Source organism: Rhodoferax sp. GW821-FHT09E07 (assembly GCF_059416145.1).
In genome coordinates this window covers 123,406-148,844 of sequence record NZ_JBWKOP010000004.1, presented here as the reverse complement: position 1 = coordinate 148,844, position 25,439 = coordinate 123,406, and the positions used below count along the sequence as shown (strand labels likewise).

Sequence of the window (25,439 nt, the reverse complement as noted above, 5' to 3'; positions counted from 1 at the left end):
TCGGTTGCCCTCAGGCTCTGGCCTGCCTTTGGGCCTTTCTGGTTTCTGCGTCCGCATCCGCATCGGGGCGCAGGGCCTTGATGGCGCCGCCCAGACTGGCTCCGTCCATCATTTTGGTTTTGAGGTCGGCAAAGGGAATGCCGAGGTTTTTGCTGACATGGACCGCGGCGACAAACTGGCCCAGATTCTTGAATCCTTCCGAGGCCGCTTGCAGGTCCGTGCCGGGCGGCAGAAGCTTGCTGAGGTTGTCTGCGAGTTTCTTGTTCTGCGTCAGTTGTTGTGCCGGCGTCTTCTCTGTGCGAGCCACATGCTCAGTCTTGGCCTCTTTAGCTTCTTTCGCCTCTTTGGGCTCGGCCGCATGCGACTCGCTCAAGCCGCCACCGTTGCTGCTGCCTCCGCCGTGAGAGCCTCCGCCCCCACCGCCACCATGGGAACCACCCGCAGATTGGGCAGGCAGGCTCAGGGCCAAAAAGCTGGTGGCAAGCACCGCAGTCAAAAGCTGTTTTTTCATCGCGTATTCTCCAAAGACGTCCGGCGATTCTGGCCCTGTGCTGTCACAGCATACGTTTGAAAATGTAAGTATTGCAAGCGGTGAATGCGGCATTGCACCAGCCAAACCCCTGCGCCCGACGTGGTACGAACAACCCCGCTAGAGTGGTAATCGTTCAAGTGAGGCACACCCCATGCGCGCCAGTTTTTTAACAATTCTTTGCGTCTGTATCCTGAGTTGCCTGCCTCTGGCGGTGCAGGCGCAGACGACGCCCCAATCAGCCCCTGCCTGCCCGGCCTTGCTGCAGCACCAGTTTCCGCGCTTGCAGGACGACAGCCCGCAGAACCTGTGCCAATACGCTGGCAAGGTCGTGTTGGTGGTCAACACCGCCAGCTACTGCGGATTCACCAGCCAATACCAGGGCCTGGAAGCCCTATACGCCAAGTACGAAAAACGCGGCTTGGTGGTCCTGGGGTTTCCTTCCAATGACTTTGGCCAGCAGGAGCCGGGTTCCTCCAAAGAGATCGCCGACTTTTGCTTCAACACTTACGGGGTGAAATTTCCGATGTTCTCCAAATCGGTGGTCACCGGCAAGCAAAGAAATGCCCTGTATGCGGAGCTGGCCAAGGCCACCGGTAGCACGCCCCAGTGGAACTTTCACAAGTACCTGTTGGATCGCAGCGGCAGGGTCGTGGCCACCTACCCCAGCGAGGTGGAGCCGCAAAGCCCTAAGCTCATTGCGGCGCTGGAGCGTGCCTTGCAGTAGTGTGGTGGCCACGCTGTCGGATTCATGCTGAAAATGGCACCGGAGCCCCCCAGCCTTGGCACAACTTGCTAATATGGTCGCAACACTCGTGGGGAAGGCCAATGACACATGTACGGCAGCCTAGCAAATCCTTGACTCCGCCAACCCAGTCGCGCCCGCCGCGGCTGACGGTGTTCCAGCGAGAGTTGCAACGCCACATGAAGTGCAGCGCCCAGCAAGCCGCCTGGATGGACGCACTGGCCAGCCTGAGCAGTCCGTCCAAACTGGACCACTGACGCTGCTGGTGGACTGACTTCTGTTCTTTTCCTGGGAGGTCCTTATGGCTAAATCTCCGGTTGTTTTTTCCAAAGTGTTGCGGCATTGCCTGCTTTTCTTTGCGCTGGCACTGGGAGCCTTGGCTGTCCAAGCGCAGGCACTGAGTGCTAAGGACGAAAAACAGGTCCTCAGCGTCGTGCGCAGCCAGCTTGATGCCTTTGCGCAGGACGATGCAGACAAGGCCTTCTCGTATGCGGCCCCCAACATCCGACGCCTGATGGGCACGGCGGCCCATTTCATGGATATGGTTCGCAACCAGTATGAGGTGGTCTACCGCCCAGCCTCCGCCACTTTCCTGAAACCCGTGGGCGATGCGAGCGAGGCCATGCTCAAGGTGCAGCTGACCGAAGACGATGGCACACCCTGGATTGCCACTTACACGTTGCAGAAGCAGAAAAACAAGTCCTGGCGCATTACCGGGTGCGCTGTGAATCCTGCCACGGGTACCATGGTTTGACGGAGCTTCCACATGCGCATCCTTTCTCGCCGTTTTTTCAACCTAGTGCTGTGCTTCGCTGCCAGTGCTGTAGTTGCGCAGACTTCGTCTCCGCCGCAGCGCCTGCGTGGCACGGTGCAGCAGGCCGGGGCCACCTCGTTCACACTCGAGGAGCGCAATGGTGAGGTCATCGAGCTTGCGTTGTCCAAGGATTTGACCGTGTCAGAGGTGTACCCCATTGCGTTGTCGGATATCCAGCCCGGCAGCTTCATCGGTACGGCGGCTGTGCCACAGCCGGATGGCACACAGCGGGCGATTGCGGTGACCGTTTTCCCAGAAGCCGCCCGCGGCCTGGGCGAGGGCCACCGGCCCTTTGACCTGCAACCCCAAAGCACCATGACCAACGCCACGGTGGACCAAGTGGTGACCAGTGCGTCCGGTCGCACCCTGCAGGTGAAATACAAAGACGGAGAGAAGACCATCGTGGTGCCGCCCGAGGCCCCCGTTGTCACTTTCCGCCCCGGTGACCGTAGCCTGCTGGTGCCTGGTGCCAGCGTTTCGCTGTCCGCCCAGATGGTGGATGGCGTGCCCACTGCGTTGCGCATCAGCGCGGGGCGTAATGGATTCCAATTGCCGTATTAATCGGATATTCCGTGTGAGGCTGGGTTCAGAAGGCTACTTGCGTAGCAGGTAGGTGTCCATGATCCAACCATGCGCAGCACGGGCAGTCTGGCGCTGATCCAGGATTTTTTGACCAACATTCGCCAGCGGGCCGCTGATGCATATTTGGTTCGACATGCCCAGATAGGCGCCCCACCAGATGTGAATGCCCTTCGAGGGCAACTGCTGAAACGCACACTGGCCATCCAGCATCACCGCCACGGTGCTGGCGCCTACAGGCCAGCCATGGTCGCGCAGTCGGCGTCCCGTGGTGATGGTCACTGGGGCATTGATCTCATTCAGCGCAATGGCGTGGGCCGCGGTGAGCGCCTGCAGCGCCGTGATACCCGGCACCACCGAGACTCGCAGTGGCAGTTGTGTCGCCAGACGCTCGGCAATGCGCAGTGTGCTGTCATACAAGGACGGATCACCCCACACCAGCAAGGCCAAGCGCCCACCCTGCGGCAGATGTGCCTGGATGTGCGCCAGCCACACCTCTGCAATGGCATCGTGCCAGCGGTTCACGCCGCCTTGGTAGTCGGGGTCGGCGCTGTCGCGCACCGGCATGTCAAAACCTACCACGCGCGTGGCCGGGTTGGAAATCAACTGCGCACACAGGTTGGCGCGCAAATCGGCCAGGTCCGCCTTGTCTGCGCCCTTGCGTGGCAGCAGGATCAGGTCCGCCGCATTCAGTGCTGCCACGCCCTGGCGAGTGACGTGGTCCGGGTTGCCGGTGCCCATGCCCACCAGGCTCAGCTCGATCATGGCGTGCTGCCTTCGGGGAAGCGGGGGGCGGTGCCCACGGGGCGGTAACGCCGGTCGTAGTCGCCGGCATACAGGCGGCTGGTGGCAAAGTCCTGCGCGCCCAGGGTGCGGCCCACCAGAATGATCGCCGTGCGCTCCATGCCATCACCCACCGCGGCCTCCACCGTGGCCAGGGTGGCGCGCACCACGCGCTCGTCGGGCCAACTGGCACGCCACACCACGGCCACGGGGCAGTCGGCACCGTAGTGGGGGGTGAGCTCTTGCACCACGCGCTCTAGCACATGGATGGACAAGTGGATCGCCAGCACCGCCCCGGTCTGCGCGAAGTTGTGCAGGGACTCGGCCTCCGGCATGGCCGAGGCACGCCCCGAGGTGCGGGTCAGCACCACCGACTGACAGAGGCCTGGCAGGGTCAGCTCGGCTTCCAGCGTGGCGGCCGCCGCCGCGAACGAGGGCACGCCCGGCGTAACGCTGTAGGGAATGCCTTCTTCACGCAGGCAACGCAATTGCTCCCCCATGGCGGACCAGACCGATAGATCGCCCGAATGCAGGCGCGCCACATCGTGCCCTGCGGCGTGTGCTGCGCGAATCTCGTCAATGATTTGTTCCAAAGACAGCGGCGCGGTGTTGACGATACGGGCACCGGCGGGGCAATGCGCCAGAACGCCCTCGGGCACCAGGGAGCCCGCGTACAGGCACACCGGACTAGCAGCAATCAGGTCGCGGCCGCGCAGGGTCAGCAAGTCGGGGGCGCCGGGGCCGGCGCCAATGAAGTGAACAGTCATGGGGAGGTATTTTCAGGCAGCACGAATGCGATGGCCGCCGTGGCCAGGCGATCTGGCGACACGCAACGTGGCCCCCGCAGTTGCGCACCGGGGCTCGCGGCCGCCAGCGCAGAAGATTCGGCCAGGCTGTGCTCGCCATACCGTGCCGGCACATAGGCGCTGGTGTGGGCCGGCTGTGCGCGCAAAGCATCTGCAGGAATAGCCAGTACCGGCAGCCCCCACTCGGCGGCAAAGCGCACAAACGCTGGGGCTGTCGCCTTGTCCCAGGCCGTGGCCAGCGCGGTCAAGGTGATAGGCGCGTCCGTTTGCGCCAAGGCAAGCTCCAGAGCATGTTTCAACGACTCAGTAGTCGCCGCAGCACGAAACCCGAACCCGGCCACGCTCATGTCCAGCCCTTCACAACCGGGTGCTCCACTGCACCACCGGACGGCTAGGCTGCCAGCCGCGCATGCGCCCGAGCGGTGCAGCATGCGCTAGCTCGATGCGCAGCAGTTCGCCACCGTGCAGTGCATGCAGCTGCAGCAGTGCGGACTCGGTTTCCAGCGTCACGGCGTTGACCACCAGGCGGCAACCTTGCGGCACGATTGCGCGAAGTGCTTCGAACAGCGCCAAATCAAACCCGCCCCCCACAAACACCGCGTCGGGCTTGGGCAAGCTCTGCAGCGACTGTGAGGCAGGCCCATGCACCACCGTCAAAGCTGCAGCCACGCCAAATTGCTGTGCGTTGGCCTGGATATTGGCCACCCGTTCGGCATGCTGTTCCACAGCACTGGCCGTACCGCTGGCCAAGCACCACTCCACGGCCACCGAGCCGGAGCCCGAGCCCAGGTCCCACAGGTGTTCCCCTTGGCGTGGCGCCAGCGCGGCCAGCGTGATGGCTCGCACGGGGGATTTGGTGATCTGACCGTCGTGGGCAAAGTCGGCGTCGGGGCGGCCTGGTGTGCGCGCCATGCCAGTCAAGCCCGCCACCTCAACCGCGATGGCCACCGGTGCAGCCACGTCGGCAAACTGACAAGTCCGTGCCGTAGCCTCGCGCACGCGCTCACGCGAGCCGCCCAAGGCTTCCAATACCCAGACGCAGGAGTCCCCCGCGCCCAGATCCGTCAGCCACTGCGCATAGTCCGCGACTGCCGCGCCATCGCGCAGCAGGCAGACAAGCCGTTGACCTGTATGCAGCGCCTGTAGGGTGGTCGCGAACGGCGTGGCGTGTAGTCCAAAACAATGTGTGGTTTCCAGCGCCCAACCCAGCCGGGCAGCAGCCCAGGCGAAGGTGCTGGGGGCAGGAAACACCTGCCATTCATGGGCATCCAGGCGCTTGGCCAAGCTGCCACCGGCACCAAACCAAAACGGATCACCCGAGGCCAACACGACGACAGGCTGACCGCGCAGCGCCAGCACGGGGGCGATGTCAAACGGCACGGGCCAGGCGATACCGCGTTCCCCCACCTGCGCCAAGGCCAGGTGCCGGGGGCCACCGACCACATGCCGCGCGTTCGCCAGGGCCGAGCGGCTACCATCCGACAGACCATGCAGCCCATCCTCCCCCATGCCAATGATTGAAAGCCAGGGTTCAGCCATACCGCGTGTTCTCGTGTTGGGGGGCACCACCGAAGCCAGCCGTCTGGCCCAGGCCTTGGCAGATGCGCGGGTGGATGCCATTTTTTCCTACGCTGGCCGTACCGAATCGCCACTGCCGCAGCCGCTGCCCGTGCGGGTTGGTGGCTTTGGCGGGGTGGATGGTTTGCGTGCCTGGCTGCGGGAGCAGCGCATCAGCCATGTGGTGGACGCCACCCATCCCTTCGCCGCCCAAATGAGCCGCAACGCTGTTGATGCCTGTGCTGTGACCGGCATTCCGCTGTTGGCGCTTGAGCGCCCTGCTTGGCAGGCGCAGGCAGGCGACCGTTGGCAACAGGTGCCTGATATGGACTCCGCAGTGCGTGCGCTGCCCGAAGCTCCCGCCCGTGTTTTTCTTGCCATTGGCCGCCAACACTTGACGCCGTTTCTGGCCCTGCCGCAGCACTGGTTCTTGCTGCGCCTGGTGGATGCTTCGGTAGAGTTGCCATCCGAGCGCGGGCACATTGTTTTGGCCCGTGGCCCGTTTACCGTAGCCGACGATACCGCCTTGCTGCAGCAGCACCGCATCACGCACATCATGGCCAAAAACTCCGGCGGCAGCGGTGCCGAGGCCAAGCTCCGCGCGGCACGCGCCCTGGGCTTGCCCGTCATTTTGATCGACCGTCCCGCCATCCCGCCGCGCCCCACCGTGGCACGTGTCGACGAGGTGCTGCAGTGGATTGCGGGTCCTCATGGCAGCACCGGCCTGGCCACTGAACGCGGCGTGTAAACAAACCGTCCCACCCGCCGGGTCGCGCTATTGCCCACGATGACCACGGTGCGCATGTCGGCCATATCGGCACGGGCCTGCGCCAGGGTGACGGTGGCAATGCGCTCCTCAGGCGTGCTCACGGCCCGCGCAAAGGTGACGAGTCGGTCGGGGCCACACAGCTCCAGCAACACGGCGAGGATGCGCACAAAGGTGTCTGGGCGGCTGACGGAACGCGGGTTGTAAAAGGCCATCGCAAAGTCTGCACCAGCGGCAGCGCGCACGCGGGCTTCGATCAGGCTGGCGGGCTTGAGGTTGTCGCTGAGGTTGATGGCGCAAAAATCGTGCCCCAGAGGCGCGCCGGCCTTGGCAGCGGCTGCCAGCATGGCGGTGATGCCGGGGAGGACGCGGATGTCCAGTGCCTGCCACTGCGGTTGGCCTTCCAGTGCCTCGAACACGGCTGCCGCCATGGCAAACACACCGGGGTCGCCCGAGGACACCACCACCACCTTGTGGCCCGAGGCGGCCATTTGCAACGCTGCACGCGCCCGGTCCATCTCCACCCGGTTGTCCGAGGCATGCAGGGTGAGCCCCGGCCGAGGCGCAATGCGCGCCACGTAAGGGATGTAACCCACGATGTCGGTTGCCTCAGCCAGCACGGCGCTGACCTCGGGCGTTACCAACTGCTCGTCGCCCGGCCCCAGGCCGGCAATGCACAACCAGCCACTCATTCCTGCACCTCCGGGCGCCGGCCCTGGCCGTGTACCAGCACGATGGCGAAGTAAGGGCAGTCGTTGCCATCTACCTCGGCCAGCGGCAGCACGCGCTGGCCCGGCATGGTGCCGCGCTCTACCAACCAAGCCTGTTCCAATCGGCCCGTGGCTTGCAGCGCACGGCGCACGCGGGGCAGGTTGCGTCCAGTTTTCATGATGACCAGTGCGTCGGCCGACTGCATATGCCGCTCCAGCTCTGCGTCCGGCAGGGTGCCCATCAGCACGGTCATGACATCGTCGCCCCAGGTGATGGGCGTTTGTGTGGCCGACCAGCAGCCCACCATGCCAGGGATTCCGGGAATGACGTCGACCTTGGTGCGCCCCTGCAGGCGGGTGTACAGGTGCATGAAGGAACCATAGAAAAACGGGTCACCTTCGCACAGCACCAGTACGTCTTGGGTTTGTGCCAGCGCGGCCAGACGGCTGGCCCAGTTGTCGTAAAAGGTGGCCAGGCAGTGGATGTATTCGGGACTGTCAAAGGGCAGCTCGGTGGTGACCGGGTACTCCATCGGGTACTCCACCGCGTGGGGTGCCAGCATGCCCTCCACAATGCGCCGGGCCTGGCCGGGGCGGCCTTTTTTGCGGAAGTAGGCCACATGGCTGGCACCGCGGATGGCGCGGTCCGAGCGCACGCTCATCAGATCGGGGTCGCCAGGCCCCAGGCCGGCACAGACAATGCGGCCCATCAAATCTCCCTCCGGCTGGCCAGCGCGTTGATGGCCGCCACCGTGATGGCCGAGCCGCCCAGCCGGCCGCGCACCACCATGGACGGCACCGGTGGCGCCGCCATCAGCGCGGCCTTGGATTCAGCCGCGCCCACAAAGCCCACCGGGCAGGCAATGATGGCGGCAGGCCTTGGAGTATCGGGGTCTTGCAGCAGGTTCAGCAGGTGAAACAGCGCGGTGGGCGCATTGCCAATGGCGACCACGGCACCGGCCAGGTGCGGGCGCCACAGCTCTACTGCGGCCGCGCTGCGGGTGGTGCCCAGCGTTTGCGCCAGTACACGCACTTCAGGATCTTGCAAGGTGCAGATCACCGCGTTGTTGGCGGGCAGGCGGGTGCGGGTAATGCCTTCGCTCACCATGCGCACGTCACACAGAATCGGCGCACCGGCCTCCAGCGCGGCTCGGGTAGCCTGGGCCATGCCGGGCGTGAAGTGGATGTGCGATTCCAGGCCCACCATGCCGGCCGCGTGCACCATGCGCACTGCAGCCATTTCTTCCACGGCGTCAAAGCGGGCCAGGTCGGCCTCGGCGCGGATGATTGCAAAGGACTGCCGGTAGATGGTCTCGCCATCGGTTTCATAAAGGTGTCGCATGCGATTGCTGTTGTATCTGGGTGGCCAGTGCCGCCGGGGTCAGTCCCATCCAATCGGGTGGTGAGGCGGCACTTCCGTGTTGAATCAGGTTGTACCCGTTGGCAGTGGCTACCACTGTCAATGCAGCTGCGGGGTGGGCGCAGCCCTTGCTGCAGCCAGTTACATGCAGTGTCTTGCCAACTGGTAGGGAGGCCGCCAGTGCGCGGGCCAGGGGCCGGGTTGTGCCTGCTGCCTGCCCGCAACCAGGCGCGCCCGTGCAGGCGTGGATGCGCAAGCGCGGGTCGTCGGCGCGGGTGATGAGGTCTGGGAGGGCGGGGACGGCGTCCACGCCTTCCAACAGCACGCTGCGCCAGGGTGTCAGGCGCAGGGGCGCCAGCTCTGCCAACGCAGCCAGCGTGGTCGCGGGTAATTGTCCAAACTCCAGCGCCGCCAGATAGCCCTGCGGCACGCGGCCCAGTGGCTGCGGGTGCTGTGCGGCAGCTGGCACTGGTGTGGTGGTAAAGGGGTGCGGCAGCCGCTGGCTCGCGACCAGGGCCGACATGCGTTTGCGTGGGGTTGCGAGGCCACCAACTTCGACAAACCACTGAGCCAGTGCCATGGCAAGGGCAACTATGTCGTCCACATGCGCCAGCGCGCCGGTGGTGCTTCCATCGGCGTACACCAGAAAACCGGCATCGCAACGCTCCACGCGAATGTCGGCCGAGCTGGCGCGCAGGACCGGCGTATCTCCGATGTCGAGTGCAAAACCAAATTTCGCGGGGAGATCAGGGGCCTGGGGCGCATTCAGTGCCAGTGCCAAAGCGTTGGCCAGCTCGGTCGTACCGTCGCCGACTTGCCAGAAGGGAGCCAGCAACAGGTTGCGGCGCGACTCTGCCCGTATATCGGCATCTACCAGGTTCAATGCTTGCAGGCCTGACAGCAACGCCGGGTAGTCGATATCCGTGATGCCACGCAGTTGCAGATTGGCGCGGCCAGTGATCTCTACGGTGTCTTGCGCATAGTGGCTGGCCAGGGCTGCAATGCCACGGGCCTGGGTCTGTGTGAGTCGGCCCAGCTGCGGGCGGATCCGAACAACCCAGCCGTCTTCGGCCAACATAGGCTGCAGCGCGCCTGGGCACCAACCTTGAATACGCGGAAGGCTCATGGTGCTGGTGTCGGCAACCCATTTCGGGGGCGGCGGTTGCGGTGCTGTAAGGGTTTCAAAACCGTGCGAATGGGGTGCGAGCCTTCAAGTATCTCACTATCAAATTGCCATGCCCATGGTCATACCCCAGAAATAGAATGCAGACGACCGCCGCCTACTGGAGCCTATTGCCCGTGCCCGAACTTAGCAACCCCTTTGCCATCCGAATTTACTGGGAAGACACCGACGCCGGCGGCGTTGTCTTTTATGCCAACTACCTGAAATTTTTTGAGCGCGCCCGCACCGAATGGCTGCGTGCCGCAGGCGTGGGGCAGCAGGCCCTGCGTGAGGAAACGGGGGCGATGTTTGTCGTGGCGGAGGTGCAAATGCGCTACCTGGCGCCGGCAAAACTCGACGACCTGATTACCGTCAGCGTTCAGGTCGTGGAGCAGGGCGCGGCCAGCATGGTGCTGGAGCAGGAAGCCTGGCGTGGCGACACGCTGCTGGCGCTGGGCCGCATCCGCATTGGCTGCGTGCACGCAGAGACGCTCAAGCCGCGGCGCATTCCGCCGCAGGTGCTGGTGGCCGTGCCTACTGCATGAACCAGCCGTGACTCACGACGATGGACTGACCCGTCAGTGCATTGGAGTTGAAGCTGGCAAACAGCAAGGCCACCTCGGCCACGTCCTGCACGGTGGTGAATTCGCCATCCACGGTTTCCTTGAGCATCACTTTCTTGATGACATCGTCCTCGCTGATGCCCAAGGCCGCGGCCTGCTCGGGGATTTGTTTTTCGACCAGCGGCGTGCGCACAAAGCCGGGACAAATGACGTTGGCGCGGATCTTGTGCTTGCCGCCCTCTTTGGATACGGTCTTGCACAGGCCGATGAGTCCGTGCTTGGCCGTGACATAGGCGGACTTCAGGACCGACGCTTCCTTGGAGTGCACCGAGCCCATGTAGATGATGCTGCCGCCGTTGCCGGACTGCTGCATGTGCGGCATGACGGCCTTGGTGGTGAGGAAGGCGCCATCCAGGTGAATGGCCAGCATCTTCTTCCAGTCGGCAAACGGAAACTCTTCAATCGGGTGCACGATCTGGATGCCTGCATTGCTGACCAACACATCCACGCCTCCATAGGTTGCTACCACTTCCGCTACCGCGGCGTTCACCTGGTCTTCGTTGGTCACGTCCATGGCCACGGCCACTGCCGTACCGCCGGCCTGGGTAATCTCATCGGCGGTAGCCTGGGCTGCGTCTTTGTTCAAGTCTGCGATGACGACCTTGCCGCCTTCGCGGGCGTAGGTGAGGGCGATTTCCTTGCCAATGCCGCTGGCAGCGCCGGTAACGATGCAGACTTTGTTCTGGAGTTTCATGGGAGGGCTTTCAACAGAGTGGAGTAGAAAAAGGAGGCGTGGGGTCAGGCCAAGTAGTCGTGGACCACACTGCCCATACCCAGCGTCATATCGGACAGGATGTGGGTGCCCGAGAGCACCTCCAATACAGGCAGGCGGGCTACGGGGGCCAATGCATGGTGGGCCAGTTCCAGCGCGGCCGGGCCGGTCCAGGCACCCTTGACGGTCACATCTTCCAGGAAGTAGCGCACCAGTTCGCAGATGCGCGGGCTGCCGTCCACGTGGGGGATGATCTTGAGCAGGTAGTTGGGCGCCAGCATGCCTGCGCGCACCGCCGCGGTGTCCAGCGCGCGGTGTTTGTAGCCCATGGTGGCGGTGGCCACGCGCACCGAGCCATAGTCCAATGTGCCCAGCAGCGTGTCGGTTTCTACCACCATGCGCGGCGACGCCAGCTTTTTCGGGAAGCCCCACAGCTCGCGTCCCCCGGCAATGGGGGCTTCGTCATTCAGGTACATGGAGTGCACATAGCCACCGGCCACACCTTCAAAGCTGACCGGGATCACTTGCCCTGACTCGGTGTAATCGCCAAAGCCTGTGGAGTCGGGCATGCGGATGAACTCGTACTTGACGATGGGTTCGCTGATCTGCAGCGGTTCGGGCACCACCGCACGCAGTGCGTCCATATCGGTGCGGTAGGTGACAACCAGAAACTCGCGGTTGATGAAGCGGTAGGGGCCGGGTGGGAAGGCCGGGCTGGTTAGCGGCATCGCAAAGGCGTTGCGTTTCACATCGGCAATGTTCATTTGGGGGATCCTGCAGAAGGAGTGGCGTCAGAAGCCAAGTCAAACACGCGCACACCGGTGGCGTTGCGCTCGCGTCCGGTCCATCGCGGGTCGTGCAAGGTGTGGGCCATGTCGGCACGGCCGCTGTCCCAGTGTTCTTCCATGGACAGGCGGGAAAACTCGTAGTCCTTGGACTGGCTCTCGTAGTGCTTGCTGCGGTAAATCAGGTGCACCACATCCACACCACCTTCGCAGCGCAGGCGTGCCAGCGCGCGGGCGTCGGGGTCATGGCGCAGCTCAGGCGGCAGCTTGGCCAGCAGGCGCTGTGCGGCTTGGGCAATCACTTGGCGGTCCAGCTCCATGGTGGTGTTGAGCCGTGTGCGGCTGGAAAAGCGAATGTCCTTCTCGCGCTCTGTCACCTCGGGCAGCGTGGTGGGCAGGGCGCCCGTCGCTGCAAACAGGTCCACCTGGAATACCGTGCGCTGGTGCTTCTCTGCGGGTTGGTCCAGCACGTACTGCAGTGGGGTGTTGGACACCAGACCGCCGTCCCAGTAGTGTTCGCCATCAATTTCCACCGGCGCAAAGCCCGGGGGCAATGCGCCGCTGGCCATGATGTGGCGCATGTCGATGCGCTGCTTGGCCGAGTCAAAGTACTCAAAGTTGCCGGTGCGCACATTCACCGCGCCCACCGATAGCCGCACGGCACCGGTGTTGATCAAATCAAAGTCCACCAGGCGCTCCAGTGTCTGGCGCAGCGGTGTGGTGTCGTAGTAGCTGATGGCCTCCAGTGTGCCGCGGGGCTGCAGGGGTGCGGGCGGGAAGCGCGGCGCATAGAAGCCTGGCACGCCGAACAGCATCGCCTGGTTGGCACTGGTTTCGTTCAACAGTTCGCGCAGCGGTGCACTGGCCACGGTGGGCGGCGCCAGCGATGAGCTGACCAGTTCCCAGAACTCGCGCAGCCGCGCCACGCGCCGGGCCGGGGGATTGCCCGCAATCAGTGCCGAGTTAATGGCGCCAATCGAGATGCCTGCCATCCAGGTGGGTTCGCGGTAGACCTTGCTGAGTGCCTCAAACACGCCGGCCTGGTACGACCCCAGTGCCCCGCCGCCTTGCAGCACCAGGATGCACTCTTTGTCCAAATTCGATGTCATGTACGGTTGTTCGCTCTCAGGTTAGGTGTTCAGCCCATGGTGATGGCTGCACCGGCCAGTGTCAATGCGCAAAAGTGTGAACATTGGGTAAAGCTGCCGAACCGACGTATTTGCAAGAAATATGCCTGTCGCCCCCGTGAAATATGCACGAGCAGCTATAAATTCAGGAGCAAATGGCTGGCTCAGCGTTTGTGTTTCTCCGGCCGCAGCTGCCAGGCCGCCACCACGGCAATGGCGCACAGCGCCGCCAGCATGAGAAACGATTCATTGAATGCCGTGAGTCGCTCGGGGTTGGTGCTGGGGTGGGCCAGGGACTGGCCGTGTGCGGCCAGCCGCCACTCCAGCACGATGGCGCACACGCTGACCCCCACTGCGCCACCGACCATGCGCACAAAGTTGATGACGCTGGAACCCTGTGGAATGAGGTGCTTGGAGAGGCCGCGCATGGAGCCCAGGTTCAGCGACGGCAGGATGAAGCCCAGCCCGATGCGTCCCACCACCACCCAGCCCACAATGAATGCAATGGCTGTGCCCAGGCCCACGGTCACCATCAGCGCAAAGCCCAGCGCCAGCAACAGCAGGCCGATGCTGACCAGCAGGTGCGTGGGGTGTTTGTCGGCCAGGCGGCCCACCAGCGGAATGGTGATGGCCAGCGCGATCCCGGCGGGCAGCATGATGGTGCCCACGTGCGATGCCGACATGCCCAGCCCCATCTGCAGGTACACCGGCAACAGGTAGGTGGAGCCAAACAGCGCCGTGCCGTAGATGAAGGACACCAGGCTGCCCATGGCGAACTGCCGGTGGTTGAACAGCGCCAGGTTCATGAGCGGCGCCTGCTGATGGGGGCCCCGGTGGATGTGGCTCAGACGCCGCTGCCATTTGACAAACACCAGCAGCGCCAGCGCCGACGTGCCCAGCATCAGCGCCGAATGGGTGAAGCCCCCGCTGTGCAGCGAGACCAGCCCGTTGAGCAGGCACAGGGTGACAGCAGTGGCGAGGCCCAGGCCACGCCAGTCCAGCGTGGGCTTCCTGGCCTGGGTATCACCTTCGTTGGCGCTGGTGAAGGCGGGTATGAAGCGCCGCCCCATGTAGAGCGAGGCCAGGCAAAACGGAACCACCATGAAGAAGGTGGAGCGCCAGCCAAACCAGTCCACCAGCAGGCCGCCAATGCTGGGGCCAATGGCTGGCGCCAGCACCACGCCCATGCCAAACACGCCACTGGCACGTCCCTGTTCGTTGGAGCCAAAGGCATGCAGGATGATGATGGCGGGTATGGGTTGCACCACCCCCGAGGCCAGGCCCTCGGCCACGCGGGCCAGCAGCACCAGGTCAAAGTTGCGGCTGAAGCCACCTGCAATGCCCCCCGCCAACAGCAGCAGCATGGACCAGGCGTAAGTGCTGCGGTAGCCAAAGCGCGCTAGCAGCCAGGGCGTGGTCAGCATGGACACGGTCATGGCCACCATGAAGCCCGATGACACCCACTGCATGCGGTCCTGCCCCAGACCGAAGTAGTGGCTCATGTCCGGCACGGCCACATTGATGATGGTGGACGACATGATGGACGCCATGGTCCCAATCATCACGGACAAGAGCAGCAACCAGCGGTAGCGTTCTCCATGGCGGGCCTGCAGGCTGGCAAGGGTGTCGGTAGACGGCATAAGCCCATTTTGCCGGGTTTGTAGGACTGCGACTACCGCAGGTCGCGGCGCTGATCCCTAGCCAGTGAGACCGCGCGGCCCCATGCTTGGACCACTTCACCGCTGACCTTGCCCATCGGGCTTGGCATGCAGGTTTTTAGGATGAGTCTCCCATGTTGCGCCTGAGCTTCTCCATCGTGCTGAACTACAACATCACTCCGCCCGGATGTGATTTCATTTTCAATATCCATGCGGCGCAGACCGCCCACCAGGCGGTGGTGAGTGAGTTGCTCACAGTCAGCCAGCAGGTGACACCCAAGATGTACACCGATGCGGTGACCCACAACCGCTACCTGCGGCTCAAGGCCTTTGCCGGGCCCCTGACCGTGCGCTATGAAGCGGTGGTGGATCTGGCCCACCACGTGGCCCAGCCGCTGGAGGTGCCCGAGGTTCCGGTGGCCCAGTTGCCCGGTTCCGTGCTGCCTTACATCTACCCCAGCCGCTACTGCGAGTCGGATCGTCTGCACCGCCTGGCGGTCAAAGAGTTTGGCCACCTGCCCCAGGGCTATACCCGTGTGCAGGCCATTTGCAACTGGGTTACCCAACGCGTGGTGTTTCGCTCCAACACCTCCAACGGCAACACCACGGCGCTGGACACCCTGGTGGATGAAACCGGCGTGTGCCGCGACTTTGCCCACTTGATGATTGCGCTGTGCCGCGGCGTGAATATCCCCGCGCGCTTTGCCACCGGTATTGACTACGGCGCCGACCCCGCTTTGGGGCCTACCGATTTTCACGCCTATGTGGAAGCCTTTGTGGGCAACCGCTGGTACCTGTTCGATCCTTCCGGCACCGCCATCCCCATGGGCTTTGTGCGTTTTGCCACGGGGCGCGACGCAGCAGATTCCGCCTTTGCCACCATGTTTGGCGGCGTGCAGGGCACGGCACCCATCATGCAAATCCAGGCCATCCCCAACGCGCAAGGCGTGTTGGTGGTGCCCGAACACGTTCCCCACGCCCTGTCTACCGACGGGATTGCCAACTACCACTAGACGGGACCATCGGTCCCCCATTTACCGGAGAGAAGAAATGAAACCAACTACCACCACCCTGTTTGTCGTCTGCACCCTGGCCGTTTTGGCCAGCGTGGGCTGCGCCACCCGCACCCAAACTGCGGCCACTGCCAATGTGGCCGTGTCCCAAGCGGCGGTGGACAACGCGGCCGGCGCTGACGGCATGCAGTTTGCCCCGGCCGAGATGGCTGCTGCCCGCGAGAAATTGACGCTGGCCAACCAGGCCATGACCGCCAAGGACTACAAGACTGCCACAGCGCTGGCCACCGAGGCCCAGGCCGATGCCAAGCTGGCCCAGAGCAAGGCCAACTCCGCCAAAGCGCAGGCCGTGGCTGAGGCGTTGCAGGACGACATCCGCGTATTGCGCGAAGAGTTGGACCGGGCCAATGCGGTCAAGTAGTCCCCCATATCCCAAGGAGTTCCCCATGAAACATGCTTACCTGACCCCCATCGCTTTGGCGATGACCCTATTCCTCGGCGCCTGTGCGTCTGGCCCCACCAGCACCACCCAGCTGGAGAGTGCCCGCAACGACTATGCCCAAGTACAGCGCAACCCCAACGTGGGCAACTACGCACCCATGGAATTGCAGCAGGCCGGCATTGCCATGCAACAGGCCAACACGGCCGCAGACAAAGGAGAGAGCCTGGCCAAGGTGGACCAGCTGGCCTACCTGGCACAACAAAAAATTGCCATTACCCAAGAGGTGGTGAAGCAGAAGACAGCCGAGGCCGAAGTGGCCCGCACCGCCCGGGAGCGCGACCAGATGCAACTGAACCAACGCACCAACGAAGCCAACCAGGCCACAGCCAACGCGCAGCAGGCCCAGACGGCCGCGCAGATGGCGCAGCGTGACGCGGCAGATGCCCAGCGCAAGGCCGATGAAGCCCGTGCCGCCACCGCGGACGCCCAGGCTCGCGCAGCATTGCTGGAAAGCCAACTGGCAGAGCTGTCCACCAAGAAAACCGAGCGCGGCATGGTGATCACGTTGGGGGATGTGCTGTTTGGCAGCGACAAGGCCAACCTGACCGCAGGTGGCATGCGCAGTGCGCAAAAGTTGGCCGACGTGCTCAAGCAAAACCCCAGCCGCAATGTGCTGGTGGAAGGCTTCACCGACAGCACCGGGGCTGACGCCTACAACCAGCAATTGTCCGAGCGCCGCGGCATGACGGTGCGCGAGGCGCTGTTGCAGATGGGCATTGGTAGCGAGCGCATCAGTGTGCGCGGTTATGGCGAGGCCTATCCAGTTGCCGCCAACGACACCGCGGCCAGCCGCCAGCTGAACCGCCGCGTGGAGATTGTGTTGTCGGATGAGACCGGCAAGACCCCGCAACGTTGACCGTCACTGATACCGATTGCTATTGTTTTAATAGCTTCTGCCGCAGTTCCTACGGGAGCTGCGGCTATTTTTCCTGTGTAACCCACCAGATGCCCAGGCTTACCAGCACCAGGGCCACCAGGTATTTCCATTCCAGCAGCGATTCGCCCAGGAACAGCGCCGAAAGGCAGGCACCAAATACGGGTACCAAAAAGCTGTACACCGCCACGGTGCTCACGCGGTTGAACTTCAGCAGCACGCCCCAGAGCGCAAAGGCCACGGCCGACAGCAGGGCCATGTACGCCAACAGCAGGCTGGGCGCCAGGGTGAACGTGCCGGTATGCCCGCCAGCCATCCAGCCAATCAACACCAGCACTGCGCCGCCCGTGCCCAGTTGGTATCCCGTCATGACGACCGAGTCCATGGTTTGCGAGATGCGCTTGCCGTACAGCGAGGCAGCAGAGAGCACCAGGGCTGCCAGCACAATGAAACCTTCGCCCAGCAGTGTGAATTCACCCTCCGTCGCTCCGCCACCCAGCAGTCCGCCAATGTTCACGGCCAGCACCCCGAGAAAGCCCAGCGCGCAGCCCATCAGCTTGCGCAGGGTCAGTGTGTCGTTGTGGTACACAAAATGCGCCAGCAACACGCTAAAAAACACGCCTGAAGCATTGAGGATCGAGGCCTTCACCCCCGTGGTGTGGGCCAGGCCAATGTAGAAGAAGATGTACTGCAGCGTGGTCTGCAGTATCCCCAGCAGTGCAAGCTGTCCGGTTTGCAGGCGGTGCAACGCCAACGACCGGCCCGTGAGCCGCGCAAACACCAGAAGCAGCAGGCCCGCGCCTACAAAGCGGTAGCCCGCAAACAGCAGTTGGGCGGCCAGGTCGTTGCGGTGGATGGTGAGCAAGACATAGCCCTGCTTGATAGCCGGGTAGGCACTGCCCCAGAGCAGGCAGCACAGGCTGGCCAGCAAAAAGACGACGCGCGGTCGGGTGAAAAAAGGCGTAGGGGGTGACACGGGGCAGCGGTGGCGCCGTCAGGCGCCGGAGTTCGGGTTAGCGGGGTGGGTGCTGTGCCCGTAGGGCGGCAATCTGCGCGTCTTTTTCGCGCCAAAGTTGCTGCACCCATTGGGCGAAAGCTTCGCGGAACACAGGGTCTTGGCCATAGTCGCCACCCAGGAGCTGGGTAGGCACCGGGATGGAGCGAACGCGCACCACCACGCGCGGCAGCTGGCCGCAGAGGAAAGACCAGAATGTGGGCACACCGTCTGGGTAGACGATGGTCACGTCCAGGATGGACTGGAACTTGTCGCCCATGGCCTGCAGCGCCAGAGCCAGGCCACCGGCCTTGGGCTTGAGCAGGTGCTGGTAGGGCGACTGTTGCTGGGCATGCTTGGCGGTTGTGAAGCGGGTGCCTTCCAGAAAGTTCATCACGCTGGTGGGAATGAGGGCGAATTTCTCGCAGGCCCGGCGCGTGGTCTCTTGGTCCTTGCCGCGCATCTCGGGGTGTTTTTTCAGGTAGGCCTCGCTGTGCCGGCGCATGAAGGGAAACTCCAGTGCCCACCAGGCCAGGCCCATGATGGGCACCCAGATCAGCTGCTGCTTGAGGAAGAACTTGAGCAGCGGAATGCGCCGGTTCAGCAGGTGCTGCAGGGCAAAGATGTCCACCCAGGACTGGTGGTTGCTGCTCACCATGTACCAACTGTGGTGATCCAGGTCCTCCAAGCCGCGTACGTCCCAATCGGTGCGCTGGGTCAGCGCCATCCAGCCACTGTTGCAGCCAATCCAGCCTTCAGCGATGAACAACAGGATGGGGTCGATGGCCAGGCGTACGGCCCGAAACGGCAACACCAGTTTGACCAGTGCGAAAAACAGCAGAACAGGTACCCAGACCAGTATGTTGAGCGTGAGCAGCAACGCAGCAATCAGCCCCAGCAGGGGCGCAGGCAAAAAGTGCAGCATGGGGCTTTCAGGGTTGGTAGAAACACAGGGTGTTTCTACCGTTGGCCTTGGCTTGGTACATGGCCGTGTCGGCCTGCTTGAGCACGTCGTTGGGCACCATGTCCTCGCCTTGGAACAGTGTAATGCCGATGCTGGGGGTGGTGGTGTGCAGGTGGGCGTTGAGCAAGTAGGGGTCGTTCAGGCTGGCCAGAATCTTGTGGCCGACGGTGGTGGCATGCAGGCGGGCCTCTTCAACATCGGCGCTCAGGTCCTGTACCAGCACCACAAACTCATCACCGCCCAAGCGTGCCACGGTGTCTATCGCGCGAATGCTTTGCTGCAGGCGTCGCGCCACTTCCTGCAGCAGCAGGTCGCCTACGTCGTGGCCATGGGTGTCGTTCAACTGCTTGAACTGGTCCAGGTCCAGGAACATCAGCGCACCATGTTCCCCCTTGCGGTGGCTTGCGCCCAGGGCCTGCTGCAGGCGATCGGTGAGCAGGCGGCGGTTGGGCAGGCCGGTCAGCGTGTCATGGAAAGCCAGGTGGCGGATCGCCTCTTCGGAGTTCTTGCGTTCTGTGATGTCGCGCGCAATCGCGATAAAGCGCTCTTCTTCGCCAGGAACCGTGGGTTTGCGCACCACCGACAGTTCAAACCACAGCTTGCCTGCGGCCAACTCCAGGCTGTACTGCATGCCGTGCGAACGACCGTTGGCCTGGGCCTCACGCAGCGCGGCCATGCATGCGTCGGCCGCGTCTTTGGGGAGCACTTCATCCACGGCGCGGTTCAGTAGCACCTCGGGGGGGCGAGACAGCATGGCGACGTCGCGGCTGTGCACGGCGCGGTAGTGGCCGGTAGCGTTGAATTCGAACAGCAGGTCGGGCAGGGCCGTCAGCGTGGCCTGCAGCTCGGCCTGGGTGGCTTGCAACTCGGCTTCGGCCTGTTTGCGGCCCGAAATGTCCATCAGCGTGCCCACCATGCGCTGGGGCGCGCCGTCCTTGCTGAACTGCACCACCTTGCCGCGGCTGCTGAGCCAGATCCAGCGGCCATCCGTATGGCGCGCGCGGTATTCGGCCTGGTAGGCCGAAGAGCTACCGGTCAGGTGGCCGCGCATGGCCTGCATGGCGCTGCTCAGATCGTCCGGGTGTACCAGATGGCCCCAGGCGCGCCCAAACTCGCTTTCGCGCGGATCGCGCCCCAGCATCTGGCAGGAGCGTGCGTCCAGAAAATAGCCGCGCTCATTGGTCAAGTCGTGGTCCCAGCGGCCGAGGTCTGCACCCATGATGGCCAGCTCCAGCTGCTCGGTGGTATCGCGCAGCAGGGCTTCGGCCACCTTGCGCTCCTGAATGTTGCGGGACATGCCGAGCACGCCAATGACGTTGCCATCGTTGTCGCGCATGGGCGTTTTGGTCACCTCAAACAGATCGCCCTTGGGGTTGATGGTGGTGAAGGCGTTTTCCTCAAACGTGACCGAGCGGCCGGCCTGGATGGCCCAGCGGTCGCTGGCCAGAAAGGTCTCCGCCACCGACTCTTCCACCCAGTGCGCATCGCGCGTGCCGATGATGTCGGCGGGCGTGATGCCCAGGTGATTCGCAAAAGCGTCATTGCAGGTCAGGTAGACGCCATCAATGTCCTTGAGCCAGACCTGGTCGGGGATGGTTTGCAGCACGTTGCGCAGCAACGCCTCGCTCTTGCGCATGGCGGCCCTTGACGCGCGTTCACGCGTGATGTCCTCCATGGTGCCCTCGAAGTACAGCACTTCGCCGTCCTCTCCCAGCATCACGTGGGCGTGCTCGCGGACCCAGATGCGCTCGCCGGTTTTCAACCGGTACATCTCCGAGACAAAGTTGGTAACCTGGCCCTGGGACAGGATCAGTTCGGCAAACTTCTCGCGCCGTTGGGGGTGCACATAGGGGTCGCGGCCATGGTCTTGCAGGTGTTGCTGCATCTCCTCTTCGCTGCTGTAGCCGTTGAGGCGCAAAAAAGCCGCGTTGACTTTGAGCAGCTTGCCATCCACGCTGGAGCGATACGCCCCGATGGGCAGCTGCTCAAAGAGCGTGGAGGTTTCCCGCAGCGGCATGGCGTGTGGGGTAAGGTGCCGTGCTTACTTCAGGCTGCCCGACAGAAACTGCGCCAGGCGCTCACTCTTGGGGTTGGCCAGCACCTGGGCGGGGTTGCCTTCTTCCTCGACCAGGCCCTTGTGCAAAAAGATCAGGTGGTTGGCCACTTCACGGGCAAAACCCATCTCATGGGTCACAACCACCATGGTGCGGCCTTCCTGCGCTAGGTTCTTCATGACCTTGAGAACCTCGGACACCAGCTCGGGGTCCAGCGCACTGGTGGGCTCGTCGAACAACATGACTTCGGGTTCTACGGCCAGCGCACGGGCAATCGCCACGCGTTGCTGCTGGCCACCGCTCATGTGGGCGGGGTAGCGGTCCTCCACGTTGGACAGGCCCACCTTGGCCAGGTACTTGCGCGCGGTGTCCACGGCCTGGTCTTTGGGAATGCCCAGCACATGGACCGGGACCTCGATGATGTTTTGCAACACGGTCATGTGGGCCCAGAGGTTGAAGTGCTGGAACACCATGGCCAGACGCGTGCGCAGGCGCTGCAACTGCTTGGCGTCTTTGGCCACCAGTTCGCCTGTGGGGCCGGGCACCAGCACCAGCTCTTCACCTGCCACGTTGATGCGGCCCTGGTGCGGGCGTTCCAGCATGTTGATGCAGCGCAAAAACGTGCTCTTGCCCGAGCCGGAGCTGCCAATGATGCTGATCACATCGCCCGCATGGGCGGACAGGGACACGCCCTTGAGCACCTCATTGCTGCCAAAGCGCTTGTGGATGTTTTCAACCTGGAGTTTGAGAGGTTTGCTGGTCATTGCAGTGCAGGGTAAAGCGTTGGAGTGGGGCAGGGCGCTCAGGCGCCCAGCAGCTCCCCGGTTCGGAAAGGGATGGCGCCGGCGATCTTGCCGATTTCTGCGCCCGAGATGGCATAGCGGTCGCGTACCCGCGCGTAAAACACGCCGGCCACACCGGCCACCACGCGGTGGGTGGTGTTGGCAATGGGGTCGATGATCTCGGCGACCAGGTCGCCCACCTTCAGTGTCTGGCCCACATCGGCTGCGTAGACCACGACGCCGGGCACCGGGGTATTCAGGGTTTCGGAACCTGCCAGCGGCGTGGCATCACATCGGGCATCTGGAACCACCACCGGGCCTCCCGCAATGGCTCCGCTATGTTGCAGAAAGGCGAATACGGCCGCGGCGTCTTCGCGCGCCCAGGCGTGGGTGACATCGGCCTCACCCCGCAGCTCCACCGTGGTGCTGCAGCAACCCTGGGGCAGCGGAGCGCTGCGACCCGCGGATTTGAGGGCTTCGGCCAGCTGCCACCAGGCCCCGGACAGGCATTCGTCGAACGGACCGCCACCGGAGTTCTTGGCCAGCAGGATGGCACGGGCCTGGAGCAAATGGGCCAACGGTGCGAGTTGGGGCCAGCAGCTTTCCTCGGTGTAGAAATGCATCACGCCTTCGCAGTCGCAATGCAGGTCGATCACGTAGTCCGCGTCATGGGCCAATGCCAGCAGGGTGCGGCGCAGGCTTTGCAGCTCGGTGGCAGGCTTCCATGCCTTCAGGTACTGGCCCATGGCACGGCGCACCGCTGCCACATTGGCGGCCGGGTCGGCGCCCAGCGCGTCTTTCACCACCGGGAACACGGCCTGCGCCAGATCGGGGTAGTGGCGGTTGAAGTTTTCGGAGCTGTCCAGCTCGAAGCGGCCCATGGGCTTGTGGTCCACGCGCTGGGCCAGGCCAATCGGGTTGGCCACGGGCACCAGGATCACTTCGCCCACGATGGCGCCGGCCACCTCGGCCGCATCCAGGTGGGCGCGCAGGTGGTGGGCCACCAGCATGCCGGGGAGTTCTTCGGCATGCAGGCTGGCCTGGATGTAGACCTTGGGGCCTCGGCCCGGTGTGCCGTAGTGGAAGCTGCTGAGGCTGCGATGGCTGCCCAGGCTGTTGGAAAGCAGGGGGTGGTCGATGCGTTGCATGGCGTCTTAGTGCTTGCGGGGCGCGAGGTAGGCCAGGAATTGCTTTTCTGCCAGTCGGAAGATGCCGATCAGGCAGAACGATGCGACCAAGTAAATGGCCGCCGCGGCAATATAGGCTTCAAACGGCAGGTAATAGTCCGAGTAGACGCGGCTGGCCGCCGCAGTCACGTCCAGCATGCTGGGTACCGCACTGGCCAGGCTGGTGCTTTGCAGCATCATGACCACTTCGTTGCTGTACGCCGGCAAGGTGCGCCGCAGTGCGCTGGGCAGCACGATGTAGCGCATGACCTGGAACCGGCTCATGCCATACGCCTGGGCCGATTCGATTTCGCCCGCAGATGTTTCGCGAATGGCGCCGGCCAGCATTTCGGCCGTGTAGCCCGCGGTGTTCAGGCTGAAGGCCAGTAGCGCGCAGAAGAAGGGTTCCTTGAAATTCGTCCAGGGCCAGACATCGTCCCAGCGCGCCTGTATCCATTCCAGTTGGCCCAAGCCGTAATAAATCAGGTAGACCTGAATCAGCAGCGGCGTGCCGCGGATGACGTAGGTGTAGGCGCCGACGATCCAGCGCAGTGGGGCCCAGGGGCCGGTGAGCAGCAGCGCGAAGATCAGTGCCAATACGGCGCCAATGCCCAGCGAAGAGAACAGCAACCCTAGCGTGGTGAGAATGCCGGTGGTGTAGAGCTCCAGGTTCTGGGGCTCAAAAATTACATACCATTTCATAGCTCACCCCGCTTGGTGCCCAGGCTGTAGCGCGCATTGAGCTTGCGCAGTGCGTACAGCGAGATGGTGGTGTAGATCAGGAACAGGGCTGCGGTGAACAGGAAGAACGCAAATGGCGAGCGCGTGGCGGCACTGGCCTGTTTGGAGAGGTAGGTCATTTCCTTCAGGCCAATCAGGCTCACCAGCGCGGTGGACTTGATCAGGACCAGCCAGTTGTTCGTGAAGCCGGGGAGGGCGTAGCGCACCATTTGCGGCGTGGTGATGCGCACAAAGGTTCGCACTGGCCCCATGCCAAAGGCCCAGGCGGCTTCCATCTGGCCTTTGGGGATGGAAAGGATGGCGCCGCGGAAGGTTTCCGTCATGTAGGCGCCGTAAATGAAGCCCAGGGTGAGCACCCCTGCGGCAAAGGGATTGATATCGATGGTGGCTTTGCTGCCAGAAAGCTCCAGCAGATGGTTCAGGCCGATGGTGCCACCGTAAAACACCAGCAGCATGACGACCAGATCAGGCACCCCGCGGATGACGGTGGTGTAAGTTGAGGCAATGGACACCAGCACCGGGCGCCCCGAGAGTTTGGCCGCAGCGCCAAGCAGGCCCAGGATGATGGATACCAACAGGGCGCAAAGCGAGACGCCGACGGTCAGGACCGAGCCTTGCAGGATTGCGATGTAATAAGCATTCATGGAGGGGCTGGGGTAGCGTTTAACGCAACGGGGCGCAGAAACGCGCCCCGCTGGTTGAGCAATTACAAGATTTATTCGCCGTAAACGTCAATGTTGTACTTGGCAAAGTACTTGTCGTTCAGGGTCTTGTAGGTGCCGTTGCTGCGGATGGCCTTGATGGCGTCGTTCAGCTCGGCCTTGAGCTTGTCTTCACCCTTGCGCAGGGCGATGCCGGCGCCGTAGCCGTAGTACTTGGGGTCCTTCAGGTCAGGTCCGACCAACTGGTAGTTGGCGCCTTCGGGCTTGGACAGGAAACCACCGGTGACTTCCATGTAGTCGGCCACGGTACCGTCCAGGCGCCCCGACTTGATGTCCAGGTAAACCTGGTCTTGTGCTTCGTAGGAGTTCACGATCACGCCAGCGGGCTTCAAGTCGCCCAGTGCGTATTTTTCCTGGGTGGAACCCTTCAGAACACCAATCTTCTTGCCCTTGATGGAGGCGGGGTCGGTGTACTTGACGGTCTTCTTCAGCACGATGCGGCTGGGGGTGTTGTAGTACTTGTCGGTGAAGTCGACTTCCTTCAGGCGCTCGTCAGTGATGGACATGGAGCTGATGATGACGTCGTACTTCTTGGCGTTCAGACCGGGGATCATGCTGTCCCAGACTTGTTCCACGAACTCGCACTTGCGCTTGATTTGCTCGCACAGGGCGGATGCAATGTCCACGTCAAATCCGGTGGGCTTGCCGTCGGCGGACTTAAAGGTGAAGGGTTCGTAGGTGGGGTCGATGGCGACCTTCAACACGGCCTCTTCGGGCGCGGCCGCGGCAGCGGCGGGAGCCGACGCGGGAGCCGCAGGCGCTGCGGGCGCAGCTTCTTCTTTTTTGCCACAGGCGGCCAAAAGGGAGGTCACTGCCAGAGCCAGCAGGAGTTTCTTCATGGATAGATCCTTTGAAATACCGGAAACGCATTCCCGGCGGTTTGAAAATGTAAGAAAAATCATTCTACGGGC

The 25,439-nt window shown here is 63.3% G+C and carries 30 protein-coding genes; 9 read left to right on the top strand and 21 right to left on the bottom strand.

Annotation, left to right across the window (positions count from 1 at the left end; genetic code table 11):
* Positions 1-10 precede the first annotated feature (10 nt).
* Complete coding sequence (locus AC07OE_RS09000; protein WP_495070230.1) at positions 11-511, bottom strand: hypothetical protein; 501 nt, start codon at positions 509-511, stop codon at positions 11-13.
* Positions 512-683: 172 nt separating this feature from the next.
* On the opposite strand from AC07OE_RS09000, the gene AC07OE_RS08995 reads away from it, so the two are divergent.
* The 4 genes from AC07OE_RS08995 to AC07OE_RS08980 all read left to right on the top strand — a co-directional run bounded on the left by AC07OE_RS08995 (position 684) and on the right by AC07OE_RS08980 (position 2,649).
* The gene (locus AC07OE_RS08995; protein WP_495070229.1) at positions 684-1,256 is read left to right on the top strand and encodes a glutathione peroxidase; all 573 of its coding nucleotides are present in this window, start codon (positions 684-686) and stop codon (positions 1,254-1,256) included.
* A 131-nt stretch (positions 1,257-1,387) separates the two neighbouring features.
* Complete coding sequence (locus AC07OE_RS08990; RefSeq protein WP_495070228.1) at positions 1,388-1,531, top strand: hypothetical protein; 144 nt, start codon at positions 1,388-1,390, stop codon at positions 1,529-1,531.
* Positions 1,532-1,575: 44 nt separating this feature from the next.
* On the top strand, positions 1,576-2,028 hold the full coding sequence (locus AC07OE_RS08985; RefSeq protein ID WP_495070227.1) for a DUF4864 domain-containing protein: 453 nt from the start codon (positions 1,576-1,578) through the stop codon (positions 2,026-2,028).
* Positions 2,029-2,040: 12 nt separating this feature from the next.
* On the top strand, positions 2,041-2,649 hold the full coding sequence (locus AC07OE_RS08980) for a hypothetical protein (RefSeq protein WP_495070226.1): 609 nt from the start codon (positions 2,041-2,043) through the stop codon (positions 2,647-2,649).
* 33 nt (positions 2,650-2,682) lie between these two features.
* Here AC07OE_RS08980 and cobF read toward each other — a convergent pair whose 3' ends face one another.
* Genes cobF through cbiE form a run of 4 tightly spaced genes read right to left on the bottom strand, consistent with a single transcriptional unit; the run spans position 2,683 to position 5,795 of the window.
* Positions 2,683-3,432, bottom strand: coding sequence for a precorrin-6A synthase (deacetylating) (gene cobF, locus AC07OE_RS08975; protein WP_495070225.1), 750 nt, complete (start codon positions 3,430-3,432; stop codon positions 2,683-2,685).
* Entirely contained in the window at positions 3,429-4,217 is a 789-nt protein-coding gene (cobM, locus tag AC07OE_RS08970) for a precorrin-4 C(11)-methyltransferase (RefSeq protein ID WP_495070224.1), read from the bottom strand. Before cobM ends, cobF begins: the two co-directional genes overlap by 4 nt.
* Positions 4,214-4,603, bottom strand: coding sequence for a cobalamin biosynthesis protein (locus AC07OE_RS08965; RefSeq protein ID WP_495070223.1), 390 nt, complete (start codon positions 4,601-4,603; stop codon positions 4,214-4,216). Before AC07OE_RS08965 ends, cobM begins: the two co-directional genes overlap by 4 nt.
* A 10-nt stretch (positions 4,604-4,613) precedes the next feature.
* Entirely contained in the window at positions 4,614-5,795 is a 1,182-nt protein-coding gene (gene cbiE, locus AC07OE_RS08960) for a precorrin-6y C5,15-methyltransferase (decarboxylating) subunit CbiE (protein WP_495070222.1), read from the bottom strand.
* On the opposite strand from cbiE, the gene AC07OE_RS08955 reads away from it, so the two are divergent.
* A complete protein-coding gene (locus tag AC07OE_RS08955; RefSeq protein WP_495070221.1) occupies positions 5,764-6,561 on the top strand; it encodes a cobalt-precorrin-6A reductase in 798 nt (265 codons plus the stop codon). The genes cbiE and AC07OE_RS08955 overlap by 32 nt on opposite strands.
* Here the strand turns inward: AC07OE_RS08955 and cobJ are convergent.
* The 4 genes from cobJ to cobG are packed head-to-tail and all read right to left on the bottom strand — an operon-like array spanning position 6,522 to position 9,775.
* Positions 6,522-7,271 (bottom strand): precorrin-3B C(17)-methyltransferase, encoded by a 750-nt coding sequence (cobJ, locus tag AC07OE_RS08950; RefSeq protein WP_495070220.1) that lies wholly within the window; start codon positions 7,269-7,271, stop codon positions 6,522-6,524. The genes AC07OE_RS08955 and cobJ overlap by 40 nt on opposite strands.
* Positions 7,268-7,999 carry a precorrin-2 C(20)-methyltransferase gene (locus AC07OE_RS08945; RefSeq protein WP_495070219.1) on the bottom strand — a complete coding sequence of 244 codons (732 nt, stop codon included), beginning with the start codon at positions 7,997-7,999 and terminating at the stop codon, positions 7,268-7,270. Before AC07OE_RS08945 ends, cobJ begins: the two co-directional genes overlap by 4 nt.
* Positions 7,999-8,631: a precorrin-8X methylmutase gene (locus AC07OE_RS08940; RefSeq protein WP_495070218.1), complete on the bottom strand. Its 633-nt coding sequence runs from the start codon at positions 8,629-8,631 to the stop codon at positions 7,999-8,001. Before AC07OE_RS08940 ends, AC07OE_RS08945 begins: the two co-directional genes overlap by 1 nt.
* Positions 8,615-9,775: a precorrin-3B synthase gene (gene cobG, locus AC07OE_RS08935; protein ID WP_495070217.1), complete on the bottom strand. Its 1,161-nt coding sequence runs from the start codon at positions 9,773-9,775 to the stop codon at positions 8,615-8,617. The genes AC07OE_RS08940 and cobG overlap by 17 nt, the downstream gene beginning before the upstream one ends.
* Before the next feature lie 137 nt (positions 9,776-9,912).
* Between cobG and ybgC the strand changes: the two genes are divergently transcribed.
* The gene (gene ybgC, locus AC07OE_RS08930) at positions 9,913-10,356 is read left to right on the top strand and encodes a tol-pal system-associated acyl-CoA thioesterase (protein WP_495070216.1); all 444 of its coding nucleotides are present in this window, start codon (positions 9,913-9,915) and stop codon (positions 10,354-10,356) included.
* Here ybgC and AC07OE_RS08925 read toward each other — a convergent pair.
* The 4 genes from AC07OE_RS08925 to AC07OE_RS08910 form a co-directional block, all read right to left on the bottom strand.
* The gene (locus AC07OE_RS08925; RefSeq protein ID WP_495070215.1) at positions 10,346-11,128 is read right to left on the bottom strand and encodes a 3-hydroxybutyrate dehydrogenase; all 783 of its coding nucleotides are present in this window, start codon (positions 11,126-11,128) and stop codon (positions 10,346-10,348) included. The genes ybgC and AC07OE_RS08925 overlap by 11 nt on opposite strands.
* Before the next feature lie 44 nt (positions 11,129-11,172).
* Positions 11,173-11,910: an acetoacetate decarboxylase gene (locus tag AC07OE_RS08920; RefSeq protein WP_495070214.1), complete on the bottom strand. Its 738-nt coding sequence runs from the start codon at positions 11,908-11,910 to the stop codon at positions 11,173-11,175.
* Positions 11,907-13,040 (bottom strand): DUF3734 domain-containing protein, encoded by a 1,134-nt coding sequence (locus AC07OE_RS08915; RefSeq protein ID WP_495070213.1) that lies wholly within the window; start codon positions 13,038-13,040, stop codon positions 11,907-11,909. Before AC07OE_RS08915 ends, AC07OE_RS08920 begins: the two co-directional genes overlap by 4 nt.
* A gap of 182 nt (positions 13,041-13,222) precedes the next feature.
* Positions 13,223-14,698: a DHA2 family efflux MFS transporter permease subunit gene (locus tag AC07OE_RS08910; RefSeq protein WP_495070212.1), complete on the bottom strand. Its 1,476-nt coding sequence runs from the start codon at positions 14,696-14,698 to the stop codon at positions 13,223-13,225.
* 152 nt (positions 14,699-14,850) lie between these two features.
* Between AC07OE_RS08910 and AC07OE_RS08905 the strand changes: the two genes are divergently transcribed.
* From AC07OE_RS08905 to AC07OE_RS08895, 3 genes are read left to right on the top strand one after another with little or no spacing between them, the layout of a single operon-like run.
* The gene (locus tag AC07OE_RS08905; protein WP_495070211.1) at positions 14,851-15,729 is read left to right on the top strand and encodes a transglutaminase-like domain-containing protein; all 879 of its coding nucleotides are present in this window, start codon (positions 14,851-14,853) and stop codon (positions 15,727-15,729) included.
* A gap of 37 nt (positions 15,730-15,766) precedes the next feature.
* A complete protein-coding gene (locus AC07OE_RS08900; RefSeq protein ID WP_495070210.1) occupies positions 15,767-16,150 on the top strand; it encodes a DUF4398 domain-containing protein in 384 nt (127 codons plus the stop codon).
* 25 nt (positions 16,151-16,175) lie between these two features.
* The gene (locus tag AC07OE_RS08895) at positions 16,176-17,087 is read left to right on the top strand and encodes an OmpA family protein (protein WP_495070209.1); all 912 of its coding nucleotides are present in this window, start codon (positions 16,176-16,178) and stop codon (positions 17,085-17,087) included.
* 64 nt (positions 17,088-17,151) lie between these two features.
* On the opposite strand, the gene AC07OE_RS08890 is transcribed toward AC07OE_RS08895, so the two are convergent.
* The 8 genes from AC07OE_RS08890 to AC07OE_RS08855 all read right to left on the bottom strand — a co-directional run bounded on the left by AC07OE_RS08890 (position 17,152) and on the right by AC07OE_RS08855 (position 25,367).
* The gene (locus AC07OE_RS08890) at positions 17,152-18,081 is read right to left on the bottom strand and encodes a DMT family transporter (RefSeq protein WP_495070208.1); all 930 of its coding nucleotides are present in this window, start codon (positions 18,079-18,081) and stop codon (positions 17,152-17,154) included.
* A 37-nt stretch (positions 18,082-18,118) separates the two neighbouring features.
* A complete protein-coding gene (yihG, locus tag AC07OE_RS08885; protein ID WP_495070207.1) occupies positions 18,119-19,024 on the bottom strand; it encodes a 1-acylglycerol-3-phosphate O-acyltransferase, YihG family in 906 nt (301 codons plus the stop codon).
* 7 nt (positions 19,025-19,031) lie between these two features.
* On the bottom strand, positions 19,032-21,080 hold the full coding sequence (locus AC07OE_RS08880) for a diguanylate cyclase domain-containing protein (protein WP_495070206.1): 2,049 nt from the start codon (positions 21,078-21,080) through the stop codon (positions 19,032-19,034).
* Positions 21,081-21,104: 24 nt separating this feature from the next.
* Positions 21,105-21,881 (bottom strand): ABC transporter ATP-binding protein, encoded by a 777-nt coding sequence (locus AC07OE_RS08875; protein WP_495070205.1) that lies wholly within the window; start codon positions 21,879-21,881, stop codon positions 21,105-21,107.
* 38 nt (positions 21,882-21,919) lie between these two features.
* Positions 21,920-23,047 carry a succinylglutamate desuccinylase/aspartoacylase family protein gene (locus AC07OE_RS08870; protein ID WP_495070204.1) on the bottom strand — a complete coding sequence of 376 codons (1,128 nt, stop codon included), beginning with the start codon at positions 23,045-23,047 and terminating at the stop codon, positions 21,920-21,922.
* A 6-nt stretch (positions 23,048-23,053) separates the two neighbouring features.
* Positions 23,054-23,767, bottom strand: a complete 714-nt coding sequence (locus AC07OE_RS08865; protein ID WP_495070203.1) for an ABC transporter permease — start codon at positions 23,765-23,767, stop codon at positions 23,054-23,056.
* Positions 23,764-24,450 carry an ABC transporter permease gene (locus tag AC07OE_RS08860; protein ID WP_495070202.1) on the bottom strand — a complete coding sequence of 229 codons (687 nt, stop codon included), beginning with the start codon at positions 24,448-24,450 and terminating at the stop codon, positions 23,764-23,766. Before AC07OE_RS08860 ends, AC07OE_RS08865 begins: the two co-directional genes overlap by 4 nt.
* A 71-nt stretch (positions 24,451-24,521) precedes the next feature.
* Positions 24,522-25,367 (bottom strand): transporter substrate-binding domain-containing protein, encoded by an 846-nt coding sequence (locus AC07OE_RS08855; protein ID WP_495070201.1) that lies wholly within the window; start codon positions 25,365-25,367, stop codon positions 24,522-24,524.
* Between the last annotated feature and the right edge of the window lie 72 nt (positions 25,368-25,439).